Source organism: Enterococcus quebecensis, from assembly GCF_001730365.1.
Lineage (GTDB): Bacteria > Bacillota > Bacilli > Lactobacillales > Enterococcaceae > Enterococcus_L > Enterococcus_L quebecensis.
Genome location: NZ_MIKB01000012.1, coordinates 202169 through 226923 on the forward strand (window position 1 = coordinate 202169; position 24755 = coordinate 226923).

26 protein-coding genes and 1 tRNA gene are annotated in these 24755 nt (G+C 35.1%); 22 read left to right on the top strand and 5 right to left on the bottom strand.

Annotated features, from left to right (window positions below; genetic code table 11):
- Window positions 1-33: 33 nt before the first annotated feature.
- Together zwf and efaR are read right to left on the bottom strand one after the other, a co-directional pair.
- Window positions 34-1554, bottom strand: a complete 1521-nt coding sequence (zwf, locus tag BCR23_RS05370) for a glucose-6-phosphate dehydrogenase (protein WP_069634450.1) — start codon at window positions 1552-1554, stop codon at window positions 34-36.
- Window positions 1555-1594: 40 nt separating this feature from the next.
- Window positions 1595-2242 carry a transcriptional regulator EfaR gene (gene efaR / locus BCR23_RS05375; RefSeq protein WP_069634451.1) on the bottom strand — a complete coding sequence of 216 codons (648 nt, stop codon included), beginning with the start codon at window positions 2240-2242 and terminating at the stop codon, window positions 1595-1597.
- Between the two features lie 465 nt (window positions 2243-2707).
- Between efaR and glpK the strand changes: the two genes are divergently transcribed.
- The 4 genes from glpK to BCR23_RS05395 are packed head-to-tail and all read left to right on the top strand — an operon-like array spanning window position 2708 to window position 5865.
- On the top strand, window positions 2708-4213 hold the full coding sequence (gene glpK / locus BCR23_RS05380) for a glycerol kinase GlpK (RefSeq protein ID WP_069634452.1): 1506 nt from the start codon (window positions 2708-2710) through the stop codon (window positions 4211-4213).
- Between the two features lie 42 nt (window positions 4214-4255).
- Window positions 4256-5056: a helix-turn-helix domain-containing protein gene (locus tag BCR23_RS05385; protein WP_069634453.1), complete on the top strand. Its 801-nt coding sequence runs from the start codon at window positions 4256-4258 to the stop codon at window positions 5054-5056.
- Window positions 5057-5102: 46 nt separating this feature from the next.
- Window positions 5103-5486, top strand: coding sequence for a VOC family protein (locus BCR23_RS05390; protein ID WP_069634454.1), 384 nt, complete (start codon window positions 5103-5105; stop codon window positions 5484-5486).
- 4 nt (window positions 5487-5490) lie between these two features.
- A complete protein-coding gene (locus BCR23_RS05395) occupies window positions 5491-5865 on the top strand; it encodes an MmcQ/YjbR family DNA-binding protein (protein ID WP_069634455.1) in 375 nt (124 codons plus the stop codon).
- Between the two features lie 88 nt (window positions 5866-5953).
- Here the strand turns inward: BCR23_RS05395 and BCR23_RS05400 are convergent, their stop codons facing one another.
- Window positions 5954-6700: a TraX family protein gene (locus BCR23_RS05400; protein WP_069634456.1), complete on the bottom strand. Its 747-nt coding sequence runs from the start codon at window positions 6698-6700 to the stop codon at window positions 5954-5956.
- A gap of 478 nt (window positions 6701-7178) precedes the next feature.
- Here BCR23_RS05400 and BCR23_RS05405 point away from each other — a divergent pair, with 478 nt between their 5' ends.
- Complete coding sequence (locus BCR23_RS05405) at window positions 7179-7817, top strand: hypothetical protein (protein ID WP_069634457.1); 639 nt, start codon at window positions 7179-7181, stop codon at window positions 7815-7817.
- A 350-nt stretch (window positions 7818-8167) separates the two neighbouring features.
- Here the strand turns inward: BCR23_RS05405 and BCR23_RS05410 are convergent, their stop codons facing one another.
- On the bottom strand, window positions 8168-8566 hold the full coding sequence (locus tag BCR23_RS05410; protein ID WP_069634458.1) for a DUF4828 domain-containing protein: 399 nt from the start codon (window positions 8564-8566) through the stop codon (window positions 8168-8170).
- A gap of 221 nt (window positions 8567-8787) precedes the next feature.
- On the opposite strand from BCR23_RS05410, the gene sfsA reads away from it, so the two are divergent.
- The 15 genes from sfsA to BCR23_RS05485 all read left to right on the top strand — a co-directional run bounded on the left by sfsA (window position 8788) and on the right by BCR23_RS05485 (window position 23438).
- Window positions 8788-9525, top strand: coding sequence for a DNA/RNA nuclease SfsA (gene sfsA, locus BCR23_RS05415; protein ID WP_069634644.1), 738 nt, complete (start codon window positions 8788-8790; stop codon window positions 9523-9525).
- 8 nt (window positions 9526-9533) lie between these two features.
- The gene (locus BCR23_RS05420) at window positions 9534-10535 is read left to right on the top strand and encodes a Gfo/Idh/MocA family protein (RefSeq protein ID WP_069634459.1); all 1002 of its coding nucleotides are present in this window, start codon (window positions 9534-9536) and stop codon (window positions 10533-10535) included.
- Between the two features lie 26 nt (window positions 10536-10561).
- The gene (locus BCR23_RS05425) at window positions 10562-11842 is read left to right on the top strand and encodes a DEAD/DEAH box helicase (RefSeq protein WP_069634460.1); all 1281 of its coding nucleotides are present in this window, start codon (window positions 10562-10564) and stop codon (window positions 11840-11842) included.
- Window positions 11843-11883: 41 nt separating this feature from the next.
- Window positions 11884-14592 carry a sigma-54-dependent transcriptional regulator gene (locus BCR23_RS05430; RefSeq protein WP_069634461.1) on the top strand — a complete coding sequence of 903 codons (2709 nt, stop codon included), beginning with the start codon at window positions 11884-11886 and terminating at the stop codon, window positions 14590-14592.
- A gap of 154 nt (window positions 14593-14746) precedes the next feature.
- A complete protein-coding gene (locus tag BCR23_RS05435) occupies window positions 14747-15067 on the top strand; it encodes a PTS sugar transporter subunit IIB (RefSeq protein WP_069634462.1) in 321 nt (106 codons plus the stop codon).
- A 33-nt stretch (window positions 15068-15100) separates the two neighbouring features.
- Window positions 15101-15421 (top strand): PTS lactose/cellobiose transporter subunit IIA, encoded by a 321-nt coding sequence (locus BCR23_RS05440; RefSeq protein ID WP_069634463.1) that lies wholly within the window; start codon window positions 15101-15103, stop codon window positions 15419-15421.
- Window positions 15422-15548: 127 nt separating this feature from the next.
- A complete protein-coding gene (locus tag BCR23_RS05445; protein WP_069634464.1) occupies window positions 15549-16835 on the top strand; it encodes a PTS sugar transporter subunit IIC in 1287 nt (428 codons plus the stop codon).
- Between the two features lie 123 nt (window positions 16836-16958).
- Window positions 16959-18356, top strand: a complete 1398-nt coding sequence (locus BCR23_RS05450; RefSeq protein WP_069634465.1) for a glycoside hydrolase family 1 protein — start codon at window positions 16959-16961, stop codon at window positions 18354-18356.
- Window positions 18357-18578: 222 nt separating this feature from the next.
- Window positions 18579-18899: a PTS sugar transporter subunit IIB gene (locus BCR23_RS05455; protein ID WP_069634466.1), complete on the top strand. Its 321-nt coding sequence runs from the start codon at window positions 18579-18581 to the stop codon at window positions 18897-18899.
- 21 nt (window positions 18900-18920) lie between these two features.
- On the top strand, window positions 18921-19241 hold the full coding sequence (locus BCR23_RS05460; protein ID WP_083241901.1) for a PTS lactose/cellobiose transporter subunit IIA: 321 nt from the start codon (window positions 18921-18923) through the stop codon (window positions 19239-19241).
- A 129-nt stretch (window positions 19242-19370) separates the two neighbouring features.
- Window positions 19371-20825 (top strand): PTS sugar transporter subunit IIC, encoded by a 1455-nt coding sequence (locus tag BCR23_RS05465; RefSeq protein ID WP_069634468.1) that lies wholly within the window; start codon window positions 19371-19373, stop codon window positions 20823-20825.
- A gap of 76 nt (window positions 20826-20901) precedes the next feature.
- Window positions 20902-21120, top strand: coding sequence for a hypothetical protein (locus BCR23_RS05470; RefSeq protein WP_069634469.1), 219 nt, complete (start codon window positions 20902-20904; stop codon window positions 21118-21120).
- A 21-nt stretch (window positions 21121-21141) separates the two neighbouring features.
- A complete protein-coding gene (locus BCR23_RS05475; RefSeq protein ID WP_069634470.1) occupies window positions 21142-21342 on the top strand; it encodes a DUF3188 domain-containing protein in 201 nt (66 codons plus the stop codon).
- Window positions 21342-21755 carry a DUF3284 domain-containing protein gene (locus BCR23_RS05480; protein ID WP_069634471.1) on the top strand — a complete coding sequence of 138 codons (414 nt, stop codon included), beginning with the start codon at window positions 21342-21344 and terminating at the stop codon, window positions 21753-21755. The genes BCR23_RS05475 and BCR23_RS05480 overlap by 1 nt, the downstream gene beginning before the upstream one ends.
- 489 nt (window positions 21756-22244) lie before the next feature.
- Window positions 22245-23438 (top strand): GNAT family N-acetyltransferase, encoded by a 1194-nt coding sequence (locus tag BCR23_RS05485; RefSeq protein ID WP_069634472.1) that lies wholly within the window; start codon window positions 22245-22247, stop codon window positions 23436-23438.
- 53 nt (window positions 23439-23491) lie between these two features.
- On the opposite strand, the gene BCR23_RS14720 is transcribed toward BCR23_RS05485, so the two are convergent.
- Window positions 23492-23638 carry a hypothetical protein gene (locus tag BCR23_RS14720; protein WP_167352153.1) on the bottom strand — a complete coding sequence of 49 codons (147 nt, stop codon included), beginning with the start codon at window positions 23636-23638 and terminating at the stop codon, window positions 23492-23494.
- Window positions 23639-23804: 166 nt separating this feature from the next.
- Here BCR23_RS14720 and BCR23_RS14970 point away from each other — a divergent pair, with 166 nt between their 5' ends.
- Together BCR23_RS14970 and BCR23_RS05490 are read left to right on the top strand one after the other, a co-directional pair.
- Window positions 23805-23927, top strand: a complete 123-nt coding sequence (locus BCR23_RS14970) for a hypothetical protein (protein WP_276205075.1) — start codon at window positions 23805-23807, stop codon at window positions 23925-23927.
- A gap of 683 nt (window positions 23928-24610) precedes the next feature.
- Window positions 24611-24684 (top strand) — tRNA-Arg (locus BCR23_RS05490).
- The last annotated feature ends 71 nt before the right edge of the window (window positions 24685-24755 follow it).

Below are 24755 nucleotides of genomic sequence, written 5' to 3' on the forward strand. Positions count from 1 at the left end.
AAGGTTCTGGAAAAATTTCCAGAGCCTTTTTTTTTAATTTAATTTTCCTCGCTCACGGTACCAGATATCTGGTTGCCAATCCCAAGAGAAACCATCTCGTTCTAATAAGTCAAATGCTGCGTCAGGACCCATTGAGCCTGCGGCATAATTTGGAAAGTCTACGGATGTTTTATCCCAAGCTTGACGAATAATATCAACGATACGCCAAGATTGAGCCACTTCATCCCAGTGAGAAAAGTTTGTTCCATCACCATTTAAGCCGTCTAATAACAGTTTTTCATAGGCTTCTGGGCTATTTCCAGTTGTCTCTGCGCTATGACGGTAATCTAATTTTACAGGAGTTGTAGTAAAACCTTGTCCAATTTCTTTTCCGTTAAGAGTCATTGAAAAGCCTTCTGTTGGTTGGATATAAATAGTTAAGACATTTGGCGGTAAATCGGTTTTCTCACCGCATTTATCTATATCATCTTTGAAGACATTAACAGGAACTTGTTTGAAGACGATATTGATACGGGTACCTTTTTCAGTTAATCGTTTTCCCGTACGTATATAAAAAGGAACACCAGACCAACGGAAGTTATCTATTAGGAATTTACCAGCAACAAATGTTTCTGTTTGAGAATTTTCATCAACATTCGGCTCTTTTTGGTAACTCACAAATTCTTGATCCTCTAGTTTACCTTGACCGTATTGACCACGTACAAAATTTTCTAAAGCTTCGTCTTCCGAATAAAGCCGGATTGCTTGCAGAGCTTTGACTTTTTCTGCTCGGATTTCAGCTTCTGAAAAAGCAACAGGAGGTTCCATAGCTAGTAAGGCTACAACTTGAAGAATATGGTTTTGAACCATGTCTTTTAACGCACCACTATGGTCATAATAACCACCGCGATCTTCTACACCAAGACTTTCAGCAAAAGTGATTTGCACGTTATCAATGTAACGATTATTCCATTGTGATTCAAAAATATTATTGGCAAAACGAATCGCAGAAATATTTTGGATCATTTCTTTTCCTAGGTAGTGATCAATTCTAAAAATATCTTTTTCAGGGAAAACTGCCCGAATTTCTTCATTTAATTTATAAGCAGAAGCATAGTCAGAGCCAAAAGGTTTTTCAATGATCAAGCGATCAAAGCCTTCTGTTGTTAAAATTTCTTGTGTTTTTAAGTGTTGAACGATAGTACCAAAGAATTGCGGAGCCATCGCTAAGTAGTAGATATGATTGCCGCCTAATTGATATTGATCGTTTAATTTATCAGATAATTTTTTTAAAGTATCGTAATGTTCAGAGTCATTCACATTATGAGCTTGATAATAAAAATGACTTGAAAAAGCTTTAGCCTCTTCGGGCGTTGGGTTTAGTTCTTGAATTGTTTCCCGAACAATTTCTCGGTAATGATCATCAGACCACTCTCTGCGAGCTGTACCTATGACAGCAAAGTGTTCAGCTAGATTTCCTTTACGATATAACCGGAATAAAGAAGGATAAAGTTTTCTTTTCGCTAGATCTCCTGTGCCGCCAAATATTGTAAATAGAGCAATTTGTTCTTTCATTGTGTTCCCCGCTTTCTATTTGTCTGTATAAGCCTGCGATTTATAATTGATCAACAAAAATTGTACTTGCGGCTTTATAACTGATTGCTAATTCTTTCGTATGGTTACCAATATTAATCGGCCCTTCGTATGCTGAAATCTCATTGATTGTATATTCTTCATGAATATTCAAATCAATGGAGACTAGATAATCCAGCAAATCTTTCTCATCTAAAACACGAGCAATTCGAATTTTTGTGCCTACGGGATAGTCTGCCAATGTTTGACGTTTTTCTTCGTGAACAGGCTGATTGTCATCTGGAATCACTCCGCCATGGGGACAAAATTTTGGTTGATCTAGATAAGCTGATAAACGGTTTGCTAAGGTTTGTGAAGTAACATGTTCTAAAACTTCGGCTTCATCATGTACTTCGTTCCATGAATAGTTTAAGTGTTCAACTAAAAATACTTCCCATAAGCGATGTTTACGTATCAGCGTACTGGCTTTTTTTAACCCCGATTCTGTTAGTTGAACGCCTTGGTAAGGTGAATGTTCAACAAGGCCTTCTTTTACTAATTTTGAGATCATTTCGCTTACAGATGCAGCAGAAACATTTAAGCCAGAAACGATTTGTTTATTATTGATTTTATTTTCATCGCCACCTAATTCGAAAATAAGTTTTAGGTAGTCTTCGCGATTTGGGGTCATAATTTTCATCCTTTCAAAGAAGCCATCAAACTAAGTTTATCAGAAAATTCTTTTTTTGACCATTTAATAAGATATTAATCTTAAAAAAAATGTTCAGTTGTTTAGTTAAGAATAAAATTGTGAGAAATCTTAGTAATGATAACGTTTTCTGGTTGGTTGTCCTCATAAAAATGCTTCTTTTTTCAGTGTGATTTTCCCTAGGTTTATGAAATATTAGAAATAGATTAGATTATGTTCTTTCTTTGGAAAAATTCTTGATGTTCGAGTGGCTTACTAAAAGTGATGTTGTATAAATAGTCTGATTTTTAAAGAAGCTATTGCAAAATTTTGAGAGAAACTAAATTATTTAAAGGGTAATAGAATAATAAATAAGTTTTTGGTCGTTTTTTCTTTTGCGATGGATGTGACTTTTATTCGAATTTTGCTTTATAATGAATATATCATTTTTTGAGGGGCGAACAAGACGTGAAACAAAAAAAATATATAGTATCTATCGATCAAGGAACAACGAGTTCCCGTGCAATTATTTTTGATCAAAGAGGAAATGAAATTGCTAAGGCACAAAAGGAATTGACACAACATTTTCCTAATCCAGGCTGGGTTGAACATGATGCAAATGAGATTTGGAATTCAGTGCAGTCGGTCATTGCAGATGTGTTGATCGAATCAAAGCTAAAACCAGCTCAAATTAAAGCCATAGGTATTACAAATCAGCGAGAAACCACTGTTGTTTGGGATAAGAAAACTGGCGAGCCAATCTATCATGCTATTGTCTGGCAGTCAAAGCAGACCAATGATATTGCGGATTGGCTAAAGGAAAACGGACATCGGGAATTTTTCCAAAAAAGAACAGGTCTCATCATTGATTCTTATTTTTCTGCAACAAAGGTAAAGTGGTTGTTGGAAAATGTATCCGGAGCAAAAGAAAAAGCAGAAACAGGACAATTATTATTTGGTACGATTGATACGTGGTTATTATGGAAACTAACTGGTGGTAAGGTTCATAAAACAGATTACACTAATGCTAGTCGAACAATGTTATTCAATATTCACTCGCTAGACTGGGATCAGGAAATTTTAGATATTTTAGAGATCCCTAGAATTATGCTTCCCAAAGTTTGTTCAAATGCAGAGATATACGGGTACACAGAAGATTATCACTTTTATGGAGAAAATATTCCTATCGCTGCTATGGCAGGTGATCAGCAGGCCGCTTTGTTTGGTCAAGCCGCTTTTGAGAAGGGGATGGTCAAAAATACTTACGGTACAGGCGCTTTTATTGTGATGAATACAGGAGAAAAAGCGATTCTATCTGAGAATGGTTTATTGACAACGATTGGTTATGGTATTGATGGTAATGTGACCTATGCTTTAGAAGGGAGTATATTTGTGGCAGGATCAGCTATCCAGTGGTTACGTGATGGTTTAAGGTTGATTGAAGAGGCCGACCAATCGGAAGTTTTAGCAAATCAAGTGACAGATTCTGGTGGTGTTTATGTTGTACCAGCATTTACTGGTCTAGGCGCTCCTTATTGGGATCAGGAGGCTCGTGGTGCTATCTTTGGCATTACTCGAGGAACAACAAAAGAACATTTGATTCGGGGGACATTGGAGTCAATTGCTTATCAAACGGTTGATGTTATTAAGACGATGGAAAAAGAGTCTAAAATCAAGATAAAATTATTACGAGCCGATGGTGGTGCCTCTAAAAATGATTTATTGATGCAGTTTCAAGCGGATATTATGAACAAGCCAGTTGAAGCAGCGGTATTTTCTGAAACAACGGCATTAGGAGTGGCCTATTTAGCTGGCTTAGCTGTTGGTTTTTGGAAAGATCTAGATGAAATCAAAGCTTTTACACATAATGGTAAACAATTTGAATCCCAGATTACCGAGGAAAAACGCAACCAACTATACGATGGTTGGTTAAGGGCAGTCCATGCAACTATGGCTTATAACACAAAAGAGTGATTAATAAAGAAGCCTTTGATTAATTGAAGAAAGGGGCGAAAGATGATTCTTAAAACTAAAACCTGGCAAGAATTTACTACTACTTACAAAGAAATTAGTCCTGATGATCTGTTGCGCTCATATATTCAGTGTTATTGGTTTAATTATGCCGACCAGTCAAGTCTTCCAGCTCGGATTATCCCTGATCTATGTTCGGATATAATTATACAGCTGAGTCCAGATTTGGATGTTTTAGCGATTAATATTTGCGGACCAAATACATGTTTTTTTTATTCCTGTGTAGATCAGCCGACAATTTACTTTGGCATTCGTTATCACTTGAGCGGTATGTATCCGTTTCTTAGACAGTCGTTAAAAGGAATGAAAGACCAGCGATTTGAATTAGGTTTGGTTGAAAAGAAACTGACTGCTGATTTAGTCGAAAAACTATCAGGAAAAAAATCCCTATATGAAATTATTGAAAGTACTAACCAATATTTCTTGGAACAATTAAATCACTTGAACACTAAAAAAATTTCTCGAGTTGTTGGTAAATTTCTCGAGAGTTATCATCATTCACTGAGTTATAGTGAATGTATAGCAAATCTGACTTTGTCTGAAAGAAGTTTGCAACGTTTGTTCCGAGAAGAAACAGGGTTATCACCTTATGAAACATTTGATGTATTACGTTTCCAAAAGGTGTATCAAGAATTAATAAGGCATCCTGAGGTCAAGCATTTGGATTTAGTAGAGAAATATAATTTTTTTGATCAAGCACACTATAGTCGGAAAATCAAAAAGATGGCTGGAGTCACGCCACAAGAAATTTCTCAACATGTCGGAATTTTACAAGACAAATCTTGAATAACTGATTTATAATAATATCAAAAGAGTGAGGGAGCGGATCACGATGAAATTAGATATGGTTGGAATTATTGTTGAATCAATGGAGCAAGCAATTTTATTTTACGAACGCTTAGGTTTTAAAGCAATAGGTGAAAAAAATGCTGAATACGTGGAACTTGATCATGTTGGAACAAGAATTTCCTTAAACACTAAAAAAATGATTGCTGGAGTATATGGATATGAACCAAAAAATGAGGGAGATAAGATCGAATTAGCTTTTCTTTGCGAATCTTCAGCTGAGATTGACCAGTTGTGTAAAACAATGAAAGATTTTGGTTACGAGATTTTCCGTGAGCCGTGGCAAGCGTTTTGGGGGCAGTACTATGCAATTATTAAAGATCCTGATGGCAATCTTTTAAGTTTTTTTTGCAATAGTCAGGAAATGTAGAATAATGGACAAGAAAATAGCTTATTTAAAAGCAGAAGCAAAGAAATGGCCAGGGGCAACAGTTGATTACCGAGAAGACTGGGATTGTGATTATTTTGGAATCGAAAAAAAATGTTTTTGCATGCTAGGAACAAATAAAGCTGGGGAGTGGGTGATGACAGTTAAAGGTGATCCAGAAGAAAATGAACTTTTAAGGGAACAATATCCAGGTGTAGTTCCAGGATATTACGCTAATAAAACGCATTGGAATTCATTTATGATAGAAAACTCATCGTTTACAGAAGAACAACTGGCATCCTTTTTGAGAAAATCCTATGAACTAGTCTTGAACAAATTACCGAAAAAAGTGCAAATGAATTATAAAGACCACCAAATCTAAAAGAAGCTGGAACAACAGTGTCTATTCGGATTTTAAGAGGGAAACAAAACGGATGATTCGTTTTGTTTCCCTCTATTTTTTGATCGGATTACCCTTGATTTAGATAGAAATTAACTAAAGCGATAATCCATATATGTGCTGGATAAAATACGTAAAACAAATATTTAAAGATCGGATTACTACGCCCTTTTTTACCATTGTAGAGATGAATAAAAGGAATCACTAGAATAAATAAAAACTCAGGGTTTACTTCAAGCATTACTCTGATCATGTTAAAAGAGTAATCAGACAAGCCAATTAGAGGCATTATGAATAATGGAATTGTAAAAATAAGATAGGAAATGTCTCTTTTTTTAGGATTTTCTCTAAAGAAATAAGTAAGCAGCATAAATGGAATAACAACGAATCCACCTTCTACTGGGATAAAACCTAGAAAAGTTGTCAACGTTAAACTAATTGCTAGGATAATTGATGAAATCCTAAAGAAAGGTTCCTTCACACGTTTACTAAAATCAACCAGTGTTAAAATTGTCACACCAATTGCTAGCGTTAGAAAAATATTATTGTGGACCTGATATATTGGATCTTTAATGACCAAGGTGTTGATCAAAGTATTTCCGATAAGCATGATAATTGCAAAGCCATATAAACGAAGTAAATAGTTTTTCCGATTCTTTGTATAGTGAAATCCCTCAACAGCCATAAAAGCAAAAAATACAGCCACACAACGAGTCATCATGTGGATAGGTAAGCCAAATTGCGATGGTAAAAGAGGGACAAGATGATCAAGAGCCATCAAACCCATCATAATAAGTTTTAATTGATTTCCGTTCATATCATTCTCCTATAATAGATGTTATTTTGTTCCCTTTTTATAGTACAAAAAAATAGATCTATCTGGCGTGTGAATGAACGAACAGATAGATTACAAAAATGATAGGTGGCAGTAAGTTTATGATTTATTGAAGATGTTCACTACTTTGAAATGAGGATAAAGTACTAGCAACAATCAATACACTGAGTCTCTTTTTTTATCTAACCGATAGTTTAATTTTTTTGTATTTTATTGTGATTAGGAAACCGTTCGAAATAGGATAGGAAAATAAGGAAATAATATGAGAAGATGATTGTACAGGTCAAATAGCATTAGATTCAAAATTTAACATCCGAAGCATGTATAAGAGACGCATGAAATCCTGTTTTAAATATACTCAAAGAATGATTTCTGTTGTGGCAAAGCCAGGTCAATTCTCTGTGATTTTATATGTGTTATGAAATAAAAAGCAAACTAAACGAAATGGAAGGTAACTGTCGTGCAAATAATAAAAACAAATAAAAAATACTATGTGCTAGAACTTTTATTGATAATAAGCTGTGTGGTATACATGTTGTTCTTTTTTAACTTCTATAAAGATGCTGCTTTCTATGTTGATAAGAAAGCTGGAATAATTAGTCAATTACATTTTTTTACAACATTTTATCTTAGCGATATTTTAATATACCTTTTTGTGGCATTTTTACTGATTACCATACAAATGTTGTTTCTTATAGTTATATATTCAAAAATGAGAGGCGATTTTGAAGTAAATCGTGAATTAACGAAGCTATTTATAATAGCGATGTTTACTTTTTGCAGTTATTCATTGGGATTATTTTTTAATAGAATAGGGGTTCTTTTTCTTATTATATTCATTTTTTCAGCGGCTATTGCCTACCTGAAATATATTGTTGTAAAAAGCGACAGTGATGAATTTGGAACAATAGAAGAAGAGAATATTTTAGAAGTCGCAGGACCATTTAACACAGAAAGTGAAGCTATCAATCTATTTGGAGAGTTTTCTGAAAATTGGGATGGATCTGAGGAGTTATTGTATTTGATTGAACGTGAAAGTAATGAAGAATATTTTATCACTATATACGTTGAAACAGTTCAAAAAAGTGAAGAACGATAATTTTAAAGAGACAATTCAATTGGAGAATTCACAACAATAACGGTCTATGATCTATCTGTATTTAAAGAGCATAAGATAAAAAGGATGTTGGCATTAAATTTTATACAGATAAACCAGTAAAACTAGGCTTAGATGCGATTAAAGATAACTTCTCATTTCGTCTAGGGTGACCTTTAGTAATCAAGCAGCAGTTTCAATCTCAGGTCTAATTTTTACAGATTTATGGCAAGCAGAAGAAATACTGGAATTTCATAATAGATTGAATTAAAAATATGGATGTACATCAAATAAAAAAGACTATGAAGGCTCTCTTGGACGGCGAGCGACTTTCATAGTCTTTCTTTGTTTATCTAATTATTTGCAGGAACATCATCGGATGTTTTCTTTGATTCTAATAAATAAGTGACATCGTCAGCTTCATCATAAAGTGAAGTTGGTTTCCTATCAATGCATTGGATAATCAAATGATACCCATACTCATCTTGAGCAACGAGGCGTGTATTTGTTAATTCAACTAACATATAACTTAATTTTCGATCGTCAATCAAGATTTGTAAGCTATCTTCGACTTTTAACGTATGTTGAGTTGCTTTTTGCTTATTAACAAACCACCAACTGCCTATATAATTTTTATATGAATCAGGAATAGTTGATTCCACTTGTTTTTCTTGTTTCTTTTTTAGGAATAAGGATCCGGCAATGCCAGTGATAAGTGAAGCGCCCAAAAATAATGACCAATGTTTTTTCATAGTATCAATCTCCTTCAAATACAATCATAGCACGAAATGGATGAACAAACTATTCTTAAATCTTTACCTATAAAAAAACTTAATGAAGTAACTTGTGTTTGATAAATTAGTCTTTGACGTTATTTAATTTTATATAAACGATGATTCATTTTACTTAAAATGTTGACGATGCTTTTTCATCAAAAATATGGTATTGTTTTCAAGAAAGGGTGTTACGATTGATTACTTATCCTAAAGTGTATTTAGCACATTTTAATCATAGACCAAATCGTTTTATAGCAGAATGTACGTTGCAAGAAACTGGTGAAAGAGTAACAGTTCACGTCAAAAACACAGGACGCTGTAAAGAGTTGTTTTTACCAAATGTAGAGGTTGCGTTGTCCTATCAGCCTTCTCCAACAAGAAAAACGGATTACGACTTAATTGCCGTGAAAAAAAATTCTGCTTGGTTCAATATCGACAGCCAAGTTCCTAATACCTTAGCCAGTCAAGCCATACTAGACGGAACCATTGTATTACCGGGATTAAATGGTCAGATTGTTTCGGTGAAAAGAGAAAAACGATTTGCTCAATCACAATTTGATATTTTAGTTGAAACTGATACTGGTCAGAAGGCTTTTGTGGAAGTCAAAGGAATGACGTTGGAAAATCATGGTATAGGAGCTTTTCCAGATGCTCCAACGATTCGCGGGTTAAAGCATGTTACTGAACTGATTGAAGCGATTCAAGAGGGATACCAAAGTTATGTTTTATTTGTGATTCAGTTTGAAAAAGTTGAATTGGCAACAATCCACACTAAAATGCAGCCTGCTTTAGCGGACATGATTTCAATAGGTGAAAACCAAGGGTTAAGAGTCATTGCTTACAATTGTTGTGTGACTCCTGATACAATAGCAATAGAACATCAGGTACCATTTGATGTCACAAAAACGTTTGAAGATCCAAATTCAGAAAGGTGAGGGTAAATATGATTCACTTAGGTATTATTGGAACAAACTGGATTAGTCATCAATTTGTAAAGGCAGCACTGGAAACGAACCGCTATGATTTGACTGCAGTTTATTCGAGAAAACTGGAGACTGCACAAGAGTTTGGTAACGAGTACGGCGATGTTGAATATGCAACGGATTTAAAAACATTTTTTGGCATTGCTCATATGGATACAGTTTATATTGCATCGCCGAATTCATTACACTTTGAACAAGCGAAGCAAGGAATTTTAGCCGGGAAAAATATTATTGTTGAAAAGCCCGCTTTCTCAACTCCTGAAGAAATGGCAGAAATTATTGAGTTAGCAAATCGGAAAAAAGTCTTCTTTTTTGAAGCAGCTCGTAATATTCATGAGAAAAGTTTCAAAAAAATTGGTGATCTATTACCATTAAAAAATCAAATTATCGGTGCAAACTTTACTTATACAAAATATTCTTCACGCTATGACCAAGTGCTTGACGGTCAAGAACCAAATATTTTTTCTCCACATTTTTCAGGAGGAGCTTTGGCTGATTTAGGTGTCTATTTAGTTTATGCCGCTGTTGGCTGGTTTGGTATGCCAAATGAAAGTCATTATTTTGCAAGAAAAATCCCAACAAATGTGGATGGGATTGGTACTGCAATTTTAAGATATGATTTATTTGATGTAACATTACAAACAGGGAAAAATGCCGATTCTTTCTTAGATTCTGAAATCTATTTTGACGGAGGAACGTTAATTTTAGATGGTGTAAATGCAATCTCTAAAGCAGAATTTCATGATCGAAATCATCAAGAACGTGATATTATTTCTTTAACCACTGAAGAAAATCCGATGGTTGAAGAGGCTCGAGATTTTGCAGATGTACTTGAAAATCCTAACGATCCGACAATGGGTGTACGTTATGAGGAATGGGTAGAATTATCACGCAATGTAAATAAAGTATTAACAACATTAAGAAAAAGTGCTGGCATTATTTTTGATGCCGACAAAGAATAAGTTGCTTTAATAAAGAAAGGACTATTATGACAGTTATAAAAAATTTACCAGAAGCTTGGCAAGAACATTGGCAAGCTTCTGGTTTTAGCGAGCCATCAATGATTCAAGAAAAAAGTTTTTTACCTTTAAAAGAAAAAGAAAATGTTTTAGGTATTTCTCCGACAGGTTCTGGGAAAACTTTGGCCTATGTTTTGCCGTTACTTTTAAATATAGAAAAAAATCAAGGAAGTCAGTTATTGATATTGGCACCTTCACAAGAACTAGCTGTCCAAATCAGTCAAGTGGTACGTGATTGGGCAACATTACTTCAGTTGAAAACACAAACGCTGATTGGTGGCGCTAATGTTGGGCGGCAAGTAGAAAAATTAAAAAAGAAACCAGAAATTTTGGTAGGAACACCAGGTCGAGTATTAGAGCTGATTAAAACAAAGAAAATCAAAAGTCATTTACTACAAACCATTGTTATGGATGAAGTGGATCAGCTTTTTCATGAAAAAGAAATGAATTTAACACAACAAATTCTGACTAGTGCGCCTAAAGAATTTCAGCTTGTCTTTTATTCAGCAACAGCGGATCGTGTAGCAGAAGAAGCGCAAAAATTAACAGATAAGCTGACAGTTATTGATGTAACAGAGGAAGATCAGTCTAGCGGAGTTGTAAATCATTACTTTATGGCTTTATCTCCTAGAAAGAAAAGTGACTATTTAAGAAGTTTAGCCTATACACCTAATTTTCGTGCAATGGTTTTTTTCAATCAAGTAGCTGATTTGGGTTCAGTAGAAGAAAAATTGATTTATGAAGGACTTTCAGTTGCAGGACTTGCCTCAGATCAGAATAAAACACTACGTAAATTAGCGATTGATCAATTTTCTAAGGAACGAGCAGTTATGCTTTTAACAACGGATATTGCTGCTAGAGGATTGGATTTTACTGCCATTCCATTTGTTGTGAACGCTGAAGTCCCTTTGTCTGAAGAAAGCTATATCCATCGGGCTGGACGAGTTGGACGAATGGGCGCAGCAGGTTCTGTTATTACATTTGTCAATGATGCGACCAAGAGAGATTACCAACGACTAATGAAAAAAATAGAGCTACCTTCAAAGGAAATTTTCCTTTATGATGGAGCAATTCATCTAACAAGAAAAGAAAAAGCTTCTTTAGAAGAAAAAGCCAGTAGCTCAAATGTAACAGTCAAAAAAGAGCAAGCGGAAAGAAAAGGACCTAAAGAACGGACAGATAAGCTTAAAAAACGTCCTAAAAACAATAAAAATAAAGGGGCTAGACGTAAACCGTCTAAACCTGAGTAATAGAGAATAAGTAAGAACGTCATGATTTGAGGAGGCTATCCATGAAATCTAGAAAAGACGAGATTTTGACAGTTTTAGAATTACAAAAGCAAGGTATGACAGCGGCAGATGTTGCAGAGAAACTGGCAATCGATCGAAGTAATGCCAGCCGTTACTTAAGTGAACTATACAAGGAACAAAAAATCAGTAAAAGTGATGGTCGTCCAGTCATTTATTCAGTTATCACAGAAGAAGACAAATTTCACGTGGATAATTCCAGTGAGGTGACTTTTGATAATTTAGTCGGAGCGCAAGACTCTTTAAAGGTAAGTATCCAACAAGCGAAAGCGGCGATTTTATACCCGCCTCGAGGCTTACACACAATTATTTTTGGTGAGACAGGGACGGGGAAATCACTGTTTGCAGAATGTATGTACCACTTTGCTGTTGATTCCAAGACATTACCAGCGAATGCACCATTTGTTTCATTTAACTGTGCCGATTATGCCCAAAATCCTCAATTGCTTTTTGGTCATATTTTTGGTGTGAAAAAAGGAGCGTACACTGGTGCCAATGAAGATAGCCCAGGTTTAATGTCAAAGGCAGATGGAGGCATTCTTTTCCTTGATGAAATTCATCGCTTACCTCCGGAAGGTCAGGAAATGTTGTTTACCTTTATTGACAAGGGAGTTTATCGTCCTTTAGGAGAAAGCGGTCAAACTTATGAAGCATCTGTTCAAATCATTGGTGCAACGACAGAATCTTCCGAAAGTTTTTTGACGACTTTCAACCGTAGAATACCGATGGCAATCACATTGCCGTCTTTAGATGCTCGTTCACTAGACGAACGCTATGATATTATTTCATTGTTTATCAAACAAGAAGCAAATCGTTTAAATCAACGGATCGATATTAAAAGAGAAGCGATCTTAGCCTTTATGTTGTATGATGCAGAAGGCAATATCGGTCAAGTCAAACGGGATTTGAAGCTTGTTTGTGCAAAATCTTTTCTTCATTATCGAACCCATAACGAGTCAAGCTTGGTGATTAGAAAGCGAGATTTACCTTTACAAGTACAAAAAGGTTTATTAAAAATCAAAGAAGTTGCCGATCGTTTGGATCGTTTTGTAGATAGTAAAAGTAATTACTTAAGTTTTGAGCCTGGAACAAATGAAGTTGTTTGGTCTCAAGATCCTGCTCGTAATATGCAAGTATATAATGAAATCGAAGAAAAGGTAGCGAAGCTATCAGCAAATGAATTAGAAAATGTTAATTTAGAGCAGTTGATTTCTAGTGATATGGACGCCTATTTTCAAACCTATGTAGATGAACTTACGCAAAATCCGGTTCATAAAGAGTTACTACCAGAGCCGATTTGGAAACTAACGGATCAGTTATATGATATTGCTGAAAAAAGGTTAGAACGTACGTATAATGAAAAAGCTCGTTTTGCCTTCGCTTTGCATCTGCAAAGTACAATTGAGCGAGTAAAGGAAGGACATGTAATTGTTCATCCTGATTTAAATAATGTCAGAAAAAAAATGAAAAAAGAATTTCAGGTAGCGATGGATTTGTCCGCTATCATTGAAGAAGAAAACAATATCGAAATCCCCTTTGATGAAATTGGTTTTATCAGTATGTTTTTATCTATTAATGTTGGAAATAAAGAAATCGTTCATGCTAATAATGTAGGTGTAGTAGTGTTGATGCATGGTGATTCTACTGCTTCAAGTATGTTGAAAACAGCACAAGAATTACTTGGAACGCAAACAGGTGCAGCGATGAATATGCCTTTAACGATGGAAGTTCAAACAATGTATGAGCAACTAAAAAACTATGTATTGAGTCATCGTGAGGATTTAGCTAACGGTATGTTACTTTTAACAGATATGGGCTCATTGAATTCTTTTGGACATTTGATTTTTGAAGAAACAGGTATACGTACAAAAGCGATTACGATGACGAGTACAATGATTGTGTTAGAAGCAATTCGGATGGCTAGTGTGGGACGAAGTTTAGAAGATATTTATCAAAACATTCAAATGTCTTTTGAAAGTATTATCAGAGAACAGTTCCGCACCAGTCCGCAAAATCGTGAGGAAATAAAAAAAGCGGTGGTCGTAACTTGCTTCACTGGTGAAGGCGTTGCTGCGAAATTATACCAACGTATTTTACCTGTAATTGATGAAAGCAAAGTCGAAATTATTCAAATGCAGTTTTTAGAACGTGAAGCGTTTAAAAAACATATTGATAGTTTAATGGAAGACTATGAAATCAAAGCTATTGCTGGAACAGTTGATGTAGAATACCAGAACATTCCATTTTTCTCAGCTTATGACATCTTTGATGATGAGAAACTAAATGTTTTGAAGCGAATCGCTGGTGACGAGGTTCCAACAGAGAAAATCGTCAACTCATTAGGTGGGACGATCACAGCAGTTGATTCGCTGCAAAAGTTAATTGTAATGTTGCAAAAAACAGTGCATAAAATTCAATCAGATATGCATATTATAGTAGAGCCAGGAGTGGACGCTGGGATTGTAATACATTTGGCATTTTTGGTAGACGCTATTTTAAAAGGTGAGAAATCAAAAGAGTTCGAGAACCTTACCGAATTTATGAAAACGAATCGCTTAGAAACTGATGTCACTAGAACAAATCTAATGGTAATTGAAAAAGCCTATCATATTGATTTTACTGAATCAGATATTGCGCACTTAACACAACTGTTTTTGGAAAATAGAATTGAATTACTAACAGAATATAACTAATATTCATTAGTGTGTAACTAGAAAATAATTAGTGTGTACACAAAAAGTATAGACCAAAACCTGATCATTACTGGGTTTGGTCTATACTTTTTTTGGCACGCTTCTTGCTTTATATAAAAGTGTAAGTACAACTAATTAGAAGGAGTGACCAATAATGACTAAAAAAACAATCATGCTTGTCTGTTCAGCAGGAATGAGTACAAGTTTATTAGTAACAAAAATGCAAAAAGCAGCAGAAGAACGTGGAATGGAAGCTGATATCTTTGCCGTATCCGCATCAGATGCTGATAACAATCTAGAGGCCAAAGATGTAAACGTATTACTGTTAGGTCCGCAAGTTCGTTTCATGAAAGCACAATTTGAGCAAAAATTAGCACCAAAAGGAATTCCTTTTGATGTAATTAATATGTCTGATTATGGCATGATGAACGGCGAAAAAGTTCTAGATCAAGCAATTGCTTTAATGGGTAATTAATTAAAAAAATAAAAATGAATGGAGTTTTAGAATATGGAAGAGCAACAAAATTTAGAAGCGATTATGGGTTTAATCATGTTTGGGGGAAATGCAAAAAGCGATGCGATGGAAGCGATTGCCGCAGCGAAAGCAGGAAATTTTGAATTAGCAGATCAAAAAATTGCGGATGCAGAAGAATCTTTAGTACAAGCACACCATTCTCAAACAGGAATGTTAACACAAGAAGCACAAGGAAATCATATCCAAGTGACATTATTGACTGTTCATAGTCAAGATCATTTGATGACATCAATTGCATTTACTGATTTAGCAAAAGAGATCATTGATTTGTATCGTCGTATGGATAACGAGTAATGAGAACATCGCTCTTTGAATAGAAGTAGCGGAAATGAGAACGCTTTATACAAAAGCGGAATTTTAAAACTGATTTGAAAAGCGCAAGTGCTTTTTAAATAAATATTGTTTAGGGGGATATACAACAATGGACGGATTTGTTCAATGGATGGAAAAACATTTTATGCCGAAAGCTTCAGTAATTGCGGCTCAACGCCACTTAGTGGCAATTCGTGATGCATTTGTCGTTACGATGCCATTAATGATTTTAGGAGCGCTAGCGGTACTTATCAATAACCTGCCGATTCCTGGATTTCCAGAATTAATGGATAAGCTATTTCCAATGATCGTTAATGATGCACCGATTTGGAAAAGTTTTGGTGGGAATATCTGGAACGGAACATTCGCAATTTTTTCAATTTTAATTTCATTTTTAGTTGCCTATAACTTAGTTAAATCATATGGTAAAGATGGTATTGCAGCAGGAACTGTGTCAGTTGCTTCATTCTTTGCAGTAGGTGGACTAAGCGGAACAGACGCAACAGGATTATTTATTGCATTAGTTATTGCACTTATTTCAGGAGAAATTTTCCAACGATTAGTAGGAAACGATAAATTAGTTATTAAAATGCCGGATGGTGTTCCACCAGCGGTTGCTAAATCATTTGCAGCATTACTACCTGCAATGATCACAATCAGTCTTTTTAGTTTAATCACATCAATTTTATTCGGATTTGGGATTGAAAATATCGTCGTATCATTCTACGAAGCAGTACAAAAACCATTTATGGGCTTAGCGAACAGCTATCCATCTGCATTACTATTGGCATTTATTACACCATTCTTATGGTTCTTTGGATTACATGGTGCCAATATGATTGATCCGTTAATGCAAACAATCAATGTACCAGCGATTGATGCAAATATCAAAGCATTAGAAGCGGGAGAAAAAATTCCTTATATCGTAAACAAACCTTTCTTTGATTCATTTGTAAACTTAGGAGGAACAGGTGCTACTTTAGGTCTATTAATCGCTATTTTCTTAGTGGGACGCAAAAACAAACCATTTAAAGTGATTACAAACTTAAGTTTAGCACCAGGTGTTTTCAATATTAATGAACCAGTGATGTTTGGACTTCCTATTGTGTTGAATCCAATCATGTTTATTCCATTCATCATTACACCAATGGTTCTTGTAACAACAGCTTATATTGCGACTTCAACAGGACTTGTGCCAGGTGCGACATTTATGCCGCCATGGGTAACACCGCCGATTATTGGTGGATTTTTAGCAACTAAGAGTATTGCAGGTGGAGTATTAGCCGCAGTGAACTTAGTGATTTCTATCTTGATTTACATTCCATTTGTTAAAGTAGCGACTGCTCAATTCTTAAAAGAAGAAGCATTAGCTAAGGAAGAACAAGCTCAAGCTTAATGAACGAACGAATAGATAAAATCTCCCTAAGTGAGATCGGGACAAAACTAAACAACAGTTTGATCTCAATCTCTAGGAGGTTTTATCTATTTTCAAATGAATTTATTTTAGGAGATGACTACTATGAATTATCAGTTCCCAAAAGGTTTTTGGTGGGGTTCTGCTGCAAGCGGACCACAAACGGAAGGCGTTTTTGAAGGAGATGGAAAAGCTCAAAATATCTGGGATTTTTGGTATGAGGAAAAGCCTGAAAAATTTTTTAATGAAGTAGGTCCAGACAAAACATCTCAATTTTATAAAAAATACCATGAAGATATTCAATTAATGAAAGCCACAGGTCATAATTCTTTTCGAACATCGATTCAATGGAGTCGATTGATACCTGACCCAGAAACTGGAATTGTTAATCAAAAAGCGGTCGATTTTTATAATGATGTTATCGACAATTTACTAGAAAATGATATTGAGCCGTTCTTTAACTTATATCATTTTGATATGCCGATGACGTTGCAGGAAAAAGGTGGTTGGCTTAATCGAGAAGTTGTTGACCAGTATGTTTTTTATGCAAAGACTTGTTTTGAATTATTCGGAGACCGCGTGAAAAAATGGTTTACACACAATGAACCAATTGTACCAGTTGAAGGTGGTTACTTGTATGGGTGGCATTATCCTGATGAAGTGAACTTAAAACACGGGGTTCAAGTTGCTTATCATGAAGCATTATCAAGCGCTAAGGCTATTGAAGTGTATCATAGCATGAATTTGACTGGCGAGATTGGGATTGTTCTTAATTTGACCCCTAGTTATCCAAGAGATCCTCAAAATGAAGCGGATGTTAAAGCAGCTCGGTTAGTAGATGGATTGTTCAATCGTTCCTTTTTAGATCCTGCTGTAAAAGGGGAGTTCCCAGAAGATATAGTGGAATGGGTTAGAGAAAATGACTTGATGCCAGAAACAACACCAGAAGATTTAGCTGTAATAGCAGAAAATACGATTGATCTTTTAGGTGTGAATTATTATCAGCCACGTAGGGTAAAAGCTAAAGAAACCCCTATTGAGATATCTGGAAACAGCATCTTACCAGAGGATTTTTATGATGTATACGATATGCCGGGAAAAAAAATGAATCCTTATCGTGGTTGGGAAATTTATGAAAAAGGCATTTACGACACATTGATGAATATCAAAGAAAACTACAACAATATCCGTTGTTATATTTCTGAAAACGGTATGGGAGTAGAAGGTGAAGAACGATTTGTCAATGCGGATGGGATGATTGAAGATGATTATCGGATTGAATTTGTGACAGACCATTTAAAATGGGTACACCAAGCTATTCAAGAAGGAAGCCAAGTTCAAGGATATCACATGTGGACATGTATGGATAACTGGTCATGGTTGAATGCGTATAAAAACCGTTATGGATTCATTGCAGTAGATCTAGATCAAGAGGCCAAAAGAACGATTAAGAAAAGTGGTTATTGGTTTAAAGAGCTGACTGAGAATAATGGATTTAATTAAAAAGATGTCAATTTTTTATTAGCTTATAAATCACTTGGATGTTGATATAAAGGCAAAGAAAGCGCACACAAAAATGAGTGTGTAACAATAAGATTAATAGTGTGTACACAATCTGTATAGACCAAAACCTTGCTATTATTGGGTTTGGTCTATACATGTTTTTGGCACACTTCTTGCTTTATATAAAAGTGTAAAGACAATTCATTAAAGGGAGTGTAAAAAATGGCAAAAAAAACAATTATGTTAGTATGTTCAGCAGGGATGAGTACAAGTTTATTAGTAACGAAAATGCAAAAAGCAGCAGAAGAACGTGGAATGGAAGCAGACATCTTTGCAGTATCCGCATCGGATGCCGATAATAACTTAGAGGCAAAAGATGTAAACGTTTTACTTTTAGGTCCGCAAGTTCGTTTTATGAAAGCACAATTCGAGCAAAAATTAGCACCAAAAGGAATTCCTTTTGATGTAATTAATATGTCTGATTATGGCATGATGAATGGCGAAAAAGTCTTAGATCAAGCTATTGCTTTAATGGATAAATAAAAAATGAACGGAGCTATAAAAGTGGAAGAGCAACAAAATTTAGAAGTGATTATGGGGCTAATCATGTATGGAGGAAATGCTAAAAGCGATGCAATGGAAGCAATAGCAGCAGCTAAAGTAGGGAACTTCGAGTTAGCAGATCAAAAAATTATTGATGCTGAAGAATCCTTAGTACATGCCCACCATTCTCAGACTGGAATGTTAACACAAGAAGCACAAGGAAATCATATCCAAGTGACGTTGTTGACAGTTCATAGTCAAGACCATTTAATGACAGCGATCGCATTTACTGATTTAGCAAAAGAAGTGATTGATTTGTATCGCCGTATGAATAACGAGTAAGCTGTGTTATTTTCTTTTTTGAACGGAAGGAAGTAGAGGTTAAAGTTTTTTGAACGGAACTTTAATAATATATGGTTTAAAGAGTGTCACAACTCTTTGGATAAATTTTACTTATAGGAGGAACAAAAGATGGATGGATTAACAGCCTGGATGGAGAAGTACATTCTGCCAGTAGCCGGAAAAATCGGTGGGCAGAAACACTTGGTTGCGTTACGTGATGCCTTTATTGGAACAATGCCCGCAACGATGGCCGGATCGATTGCAGTAATGATCAATGCGATGATTCGTGACTTACCTCAGCAGTTTTTCTCTGATTATGCAGCAAATCTTGCGGCAGACAAAGGAATCTTTGCAGTTATTAATGTTATTATTGGTATCAATGGGTTTGTTTGGAATGGTACATTGGCGATTGCTGGTTTGATATTTGCCTTTTCTTGGGGATATAATCTAGCAAGAGCATATAAAGTAAACGATCTAGCTGGTGGTATCGTTGGTTTGGCAACTTTAATTCAAGGAATTGCTTTTTCTTACTCTAATACATTAGAAACAGCTGTTCCAAAAGAGTTGATGAATAAAATCAATGAAAACTCAGCAACAAGTGGTTGGTCAGCAACAGCTGAAGGTTTAACAGCCGGCGGTTGGGGTTGGTTAAAATTAGATCACCTAAATGGAAACGCATACTTTACAGTAATGATTATGGGCGCTATTTCAGTTATTATTTTCTGTAAATTAATGTTGGCGAACATCACAATCAAAATGCCTGATTCAGTTCCACCGGCAGTATCAAAAGCGTTCGCGGCTATTTTGCCTGCAACGATCGCATTATATGTAATTGCAATTATTAACTTTGTAGTAGGTAAATTAACAGAGGGACAATTGATTATTGATCTTGTTCAAAAATATATTGCAGAACCATTCTTAGGACTCTCTCAAGGTCTTGGAGCTGTATTGATTGTAACAATCTTTACTCAAATCTTCTGGTTCTTCGGAATTCATGGTCCAAACGTATTGGCACCTGTTTTAGAAGGTATCTGGGGGCAAGCACAATTAATCAATATCGATATTTTCCAAAAAGGATATAAAGGCTTAACTGGTACACCAGCTGTTTTATCAGCCATTGATGATGGAAAAGCTTATATGTGGGTACGTGGTTCATTTGATGCATTTGCATGGTTTGGTGGGTCTGGAGGAACGATTGTATTGATTCTTGCAATCTTACTATTCTCTAAACGCGCAGACTATCTAACTGTTGGTAAGCTATCATTAGGACCTGGTATTTTCAATATTAACGAACCAATCATGTTCGGTTTACCAATCGTATTAAATCCAATTATGTTTGTACCATTCTTAGTAGCTCCAGTAGTAGCAACTACAATTGGATGGTTAGCGACTTACTTTGGATTAGTTGCGCCAGTTTCTCAACAAATAACATGGGTTGTCCCTCCTGTCTTGTTGTCATTCTTAGCAACAGGTGGAGACTGGAGAGCGCCAATCGTAACAATTGTTGCTATGATTGCAACATTCCTTATCTGGGCACCATTTGTCATTGCAGCAAATAAAATGGAACCAACAGATTTCGAATAAAATAAAATTGAATAGTATGTTGCTTTCACTTCATCTGCAAGTGAAAGCAACTGCTTTATTGTAAGGAGAGGTAAAAATGATTACAATCGCAAGTGCAATGCAACAAGAAGAAATCAAAAACTTATTAGAAAACTATGACGGTGGCGATTTTACGTATACATTTAAACAAAAGCAAGGAATCAAATTAGCATTTGATATCACTGGAGATAAAGAAGAAGCAGCAAAAAAAGCAAAAGAATTAATTAAAGAACAACCTTGGGGCGGTGTTTTATACTTCCAAGTAGCGGCAGTTTAAAAAAGATTGGATGGATGACAGATGGTTAGAAATGGCTTGTTTATATGCAGTATCGGTTTTATAATAATTTTATACACAGTAAATCCTACTTCAATGAACTATGATTTGTTAAGCATGACGACAGGGATTTTCTTAGTAGGTGTTGGCGGTTATTTCTTTTTCAAAGGGAAAAAAATTGAAGAAGCAAAAGCAAAAAAGCAAAATAACGAGGTGAAAAAATAATGGAAATTACTAAAAAATTAAATATTCCAGCACCTTACTTTTATGATAAAGTGATTGATTCTGTTCTTTTTGATATCCGTAAACACACTGGGAAAAGTTTAACAAAAAAACAATTGAATAATTTTGAATATGTAAAATCATTTTCTAAAAATAGCCGAGCAAAAATCAAAGTCGAAAAAATTGTCGACAATTCATCTTATCACTTCCGAACATCAACGACTAAAAATAATTTTTCTGTTGGCTATGAAATCATACCAATCAACGATCACTCATGTGAGATTCATTATACAGAAAAAATGGAATCATTCGGATTTTTACAAAAAATAAACGATGCAGCATTAGGAACAATTCTGATGTACTTCAAAAAACGCCAATTTAACAAAATGCTGCAAATGATAGAAGAATCATATTAAGAGTGTCTGAGGGCACTCTTTTGCTGTGAATCACTGCGATTGCACAGCAGAGCAGATGATGAACAGTACTTGGCGACCAAAGGGAGAGAAGTCACCTTACTAGTGAATCACCAAACAGAATATAGAGCATCAAATTTAAGAAGCTGAAGCAAAAGTTAAAGAAGAGAAGTGAGAGGATTGCACAGCAGAGCAGATGATGAACAGTAGGCGACCAGAGGGAGCGAAGTTCTCATACCAGTGAATCACTAAACAGGATGTAGGGCACCAAAATTAAGAAGCTAAAGGAAAGATCAAAGAAGTCACCTTACTAGTGAATCACCAAAAAGCCTCGATCTGGACAAACAGCTGAAGAATATACTACACGGTTCTCCAGAGTTCAAGGTCTATCAAAAAATTACATAAAATTATCTTCAAAAAAAGTCAAAACTATTTAAACAAATCCCTTATTGCGTTATCCTTAACTAAGAAAGACAAGGAGGGATAAGGTCAATGAGTCAAGTTAAAAAAATGAATGAAGATCAAATAGAAGAAATGTTCCAGTTGGCCGCCTATGCATTCAATTCAGAAAAAACAGAAAAACGCAAAGAACGTTTTAAAAAAATAGTTAAACGGTCTATGAATTACGGCTGTTTTTCGGAAAATCACTTAACCAGTCAAGTAATCGCAATACCATTCACAGTAGCATTTCATGGAATTAGTTATCAAATGGCTGGTATTGGTTGTGTCTCTTCCTATCCCGAATATCGTGGACAAGGGGGGATTTCAGCTATTATGAAACAACTATTAAAAGAATTAGCTGAAAATCAAGTTGAACTAGCATACTTAGCCCCATTTTCTTACCCTTTTTATAGAAAATATGGTTTTGAACAGATATTTGAACAAATCAATTACACAGTCAAAGCGGCTGATTGGCCCAGCATGAAATCGGTTCCTGGTAAGATGAGACGTGTGGCTTTTGAAGAAGCAAACAGTATTTGTCAAAACATATATGGCGCTTTAACAAAAAATCAACGTGGTGCAGTGATACGAGAGTCTTGGTGGTTAGAATATACTTTTGGTATGGATCAGGAAAATCAATTTGCTTTGTATGAAGATGAAGAAGGATCAGCAAAAGGGTACTTGATCTATCAATCTAGTGCAGAACGCTTTGTCATTAAAGATTGGGGATACTTAACTGAACAAGCATTTCAATCAATTGTCCGTTTTGTGGGTTCCCATAATGGATCATCGCAAGAATTTTATTTAGAAACAGGATTTGATGGTCATAACTTGAGTTATTTGATGCAGGCTCCTTTAGTGGACATGAAAATTACTCCTTTTATGATGGGAAGAATTATTGATTTACAGAGTTTCTTGAATAAATATCCTTTCAAAACAGGAGATAACGAAAGATATTATCTTAAGGTAGAAGATACTTATGGTTCGTGGAACGAGGGATTCTGGGAATTATTGATTAACGAAGAAGGAAAAAGTACTGTAAGAAAACTAGAGGAGCAACCCGACCTGATAAGTGACGAAGCATTACTTGTAAGCTCGATTCAATCGTTGACTCAAGTTTTTATGGGCTATCGAACAATCAGTGAATTAAGATTTTTTGGAAAAATTTCTGGAAAAGAAAAACTGATCAGTTCACTAGATAAACGTTTAGTAAAAGGAATACCAGTTTTAGAAGATTACTTTTAAAAAATAGGCTAAGTGAGTTGATCTTTCAATATACTCACTTAGCCTATTCATAGTTATACGTTCTCTTGGTCATTTTCAATCGTTTCTCCAAATGGTTTTTCATGGTATTCTTCTAAAGCTTTTTTAAAAATTTCTTCTTTTTCTTGTTTATAACTATCCTGACGTTCCGCAAATGTTTTTTCTTTAGATTTATCAAGCATAGATACACCTCCCTTATTTTTAGCGGTATTGTTCAAGCTTAACATCCTTTGAAAGCATTTACGAATTTTTTGTTCATAAGCGGATGATTAGTAAAAATAGCTGGAAATTCTTATAATTTAGAATATAGAAAGAAGTAAAAGTTAACTATGGAAAGGTGGAAAATGTATGAGTAAGACAGAAGAAGAAAAAGTTGCAAGAAATGGTAAAATTGGTAAAACTTTAGCCTTGGTGATTGGCGGACTTTACTTAGTTAAGATGTTGAAAGGGAAAAAGGATGTTAAAAAGTAAAAAAATATGAAGAATGTTATAGAAGTGTTCAGTTATATTGAGCACTTCTATTTTTTCTGGATTAATAAGAAATGGTCGGCAGAACAATCTTATTGAAAATAAGGTAAACCTTATACTCCAACTGACGGAAAATAGTATAGAGACCTCCGACAGTTGATGAATGAAAATAAATAAAATGATAGGAGATAAAGCATGGTAGATAGTTCAAATGAGCTCTTAAAAAAGCTGAGAAAAGAGAATCAAAAAATCAATATTTGAGCCTTAGGAATTGTAGCAATACAACAAACTCATAATAAGCAACAAAAAGTTAAAACAGAAGGAAAAGCTACTGTTTCTCAAACAACTACAGGACTGTAATAGGCAATAAAAGGGCAGTTTGGAAAGAAAATCACTGAGACTTTTGAGAAACAAAAACAAACGCTGAATACCGATTAAAGGGTTTCAATGATGATATCTTGAAAGCCACTCTGTAAATCACAGTAGTAAGTACAAGATAGAGCAACAAATTGGATTAGATCTTGTTATTCATCATTTTAGTGTAGTTTAAAAAATATAAATACATACTTGAATTACTACTAAATAGGCATTGGGAACGGTAAATTGACAGATCCAAACTCTCAAAGTAAAATAGGCTACAGGAACTTTAACAGGAATGTAGTAGTATTAATAACTAAATGAAGAATGTTCTCGTAGCTCAGTAGGATAGAGCAATCGCCTCCTAAGCGATAGGCCGCTGGTTCGATTCCAGTCGGGAACGTAAAAAACACCCTTTAAACGTTGGTTTAACAGGTGTTTTTATTTTTTTGTGCCTGGAAATTTGGCAAGAAT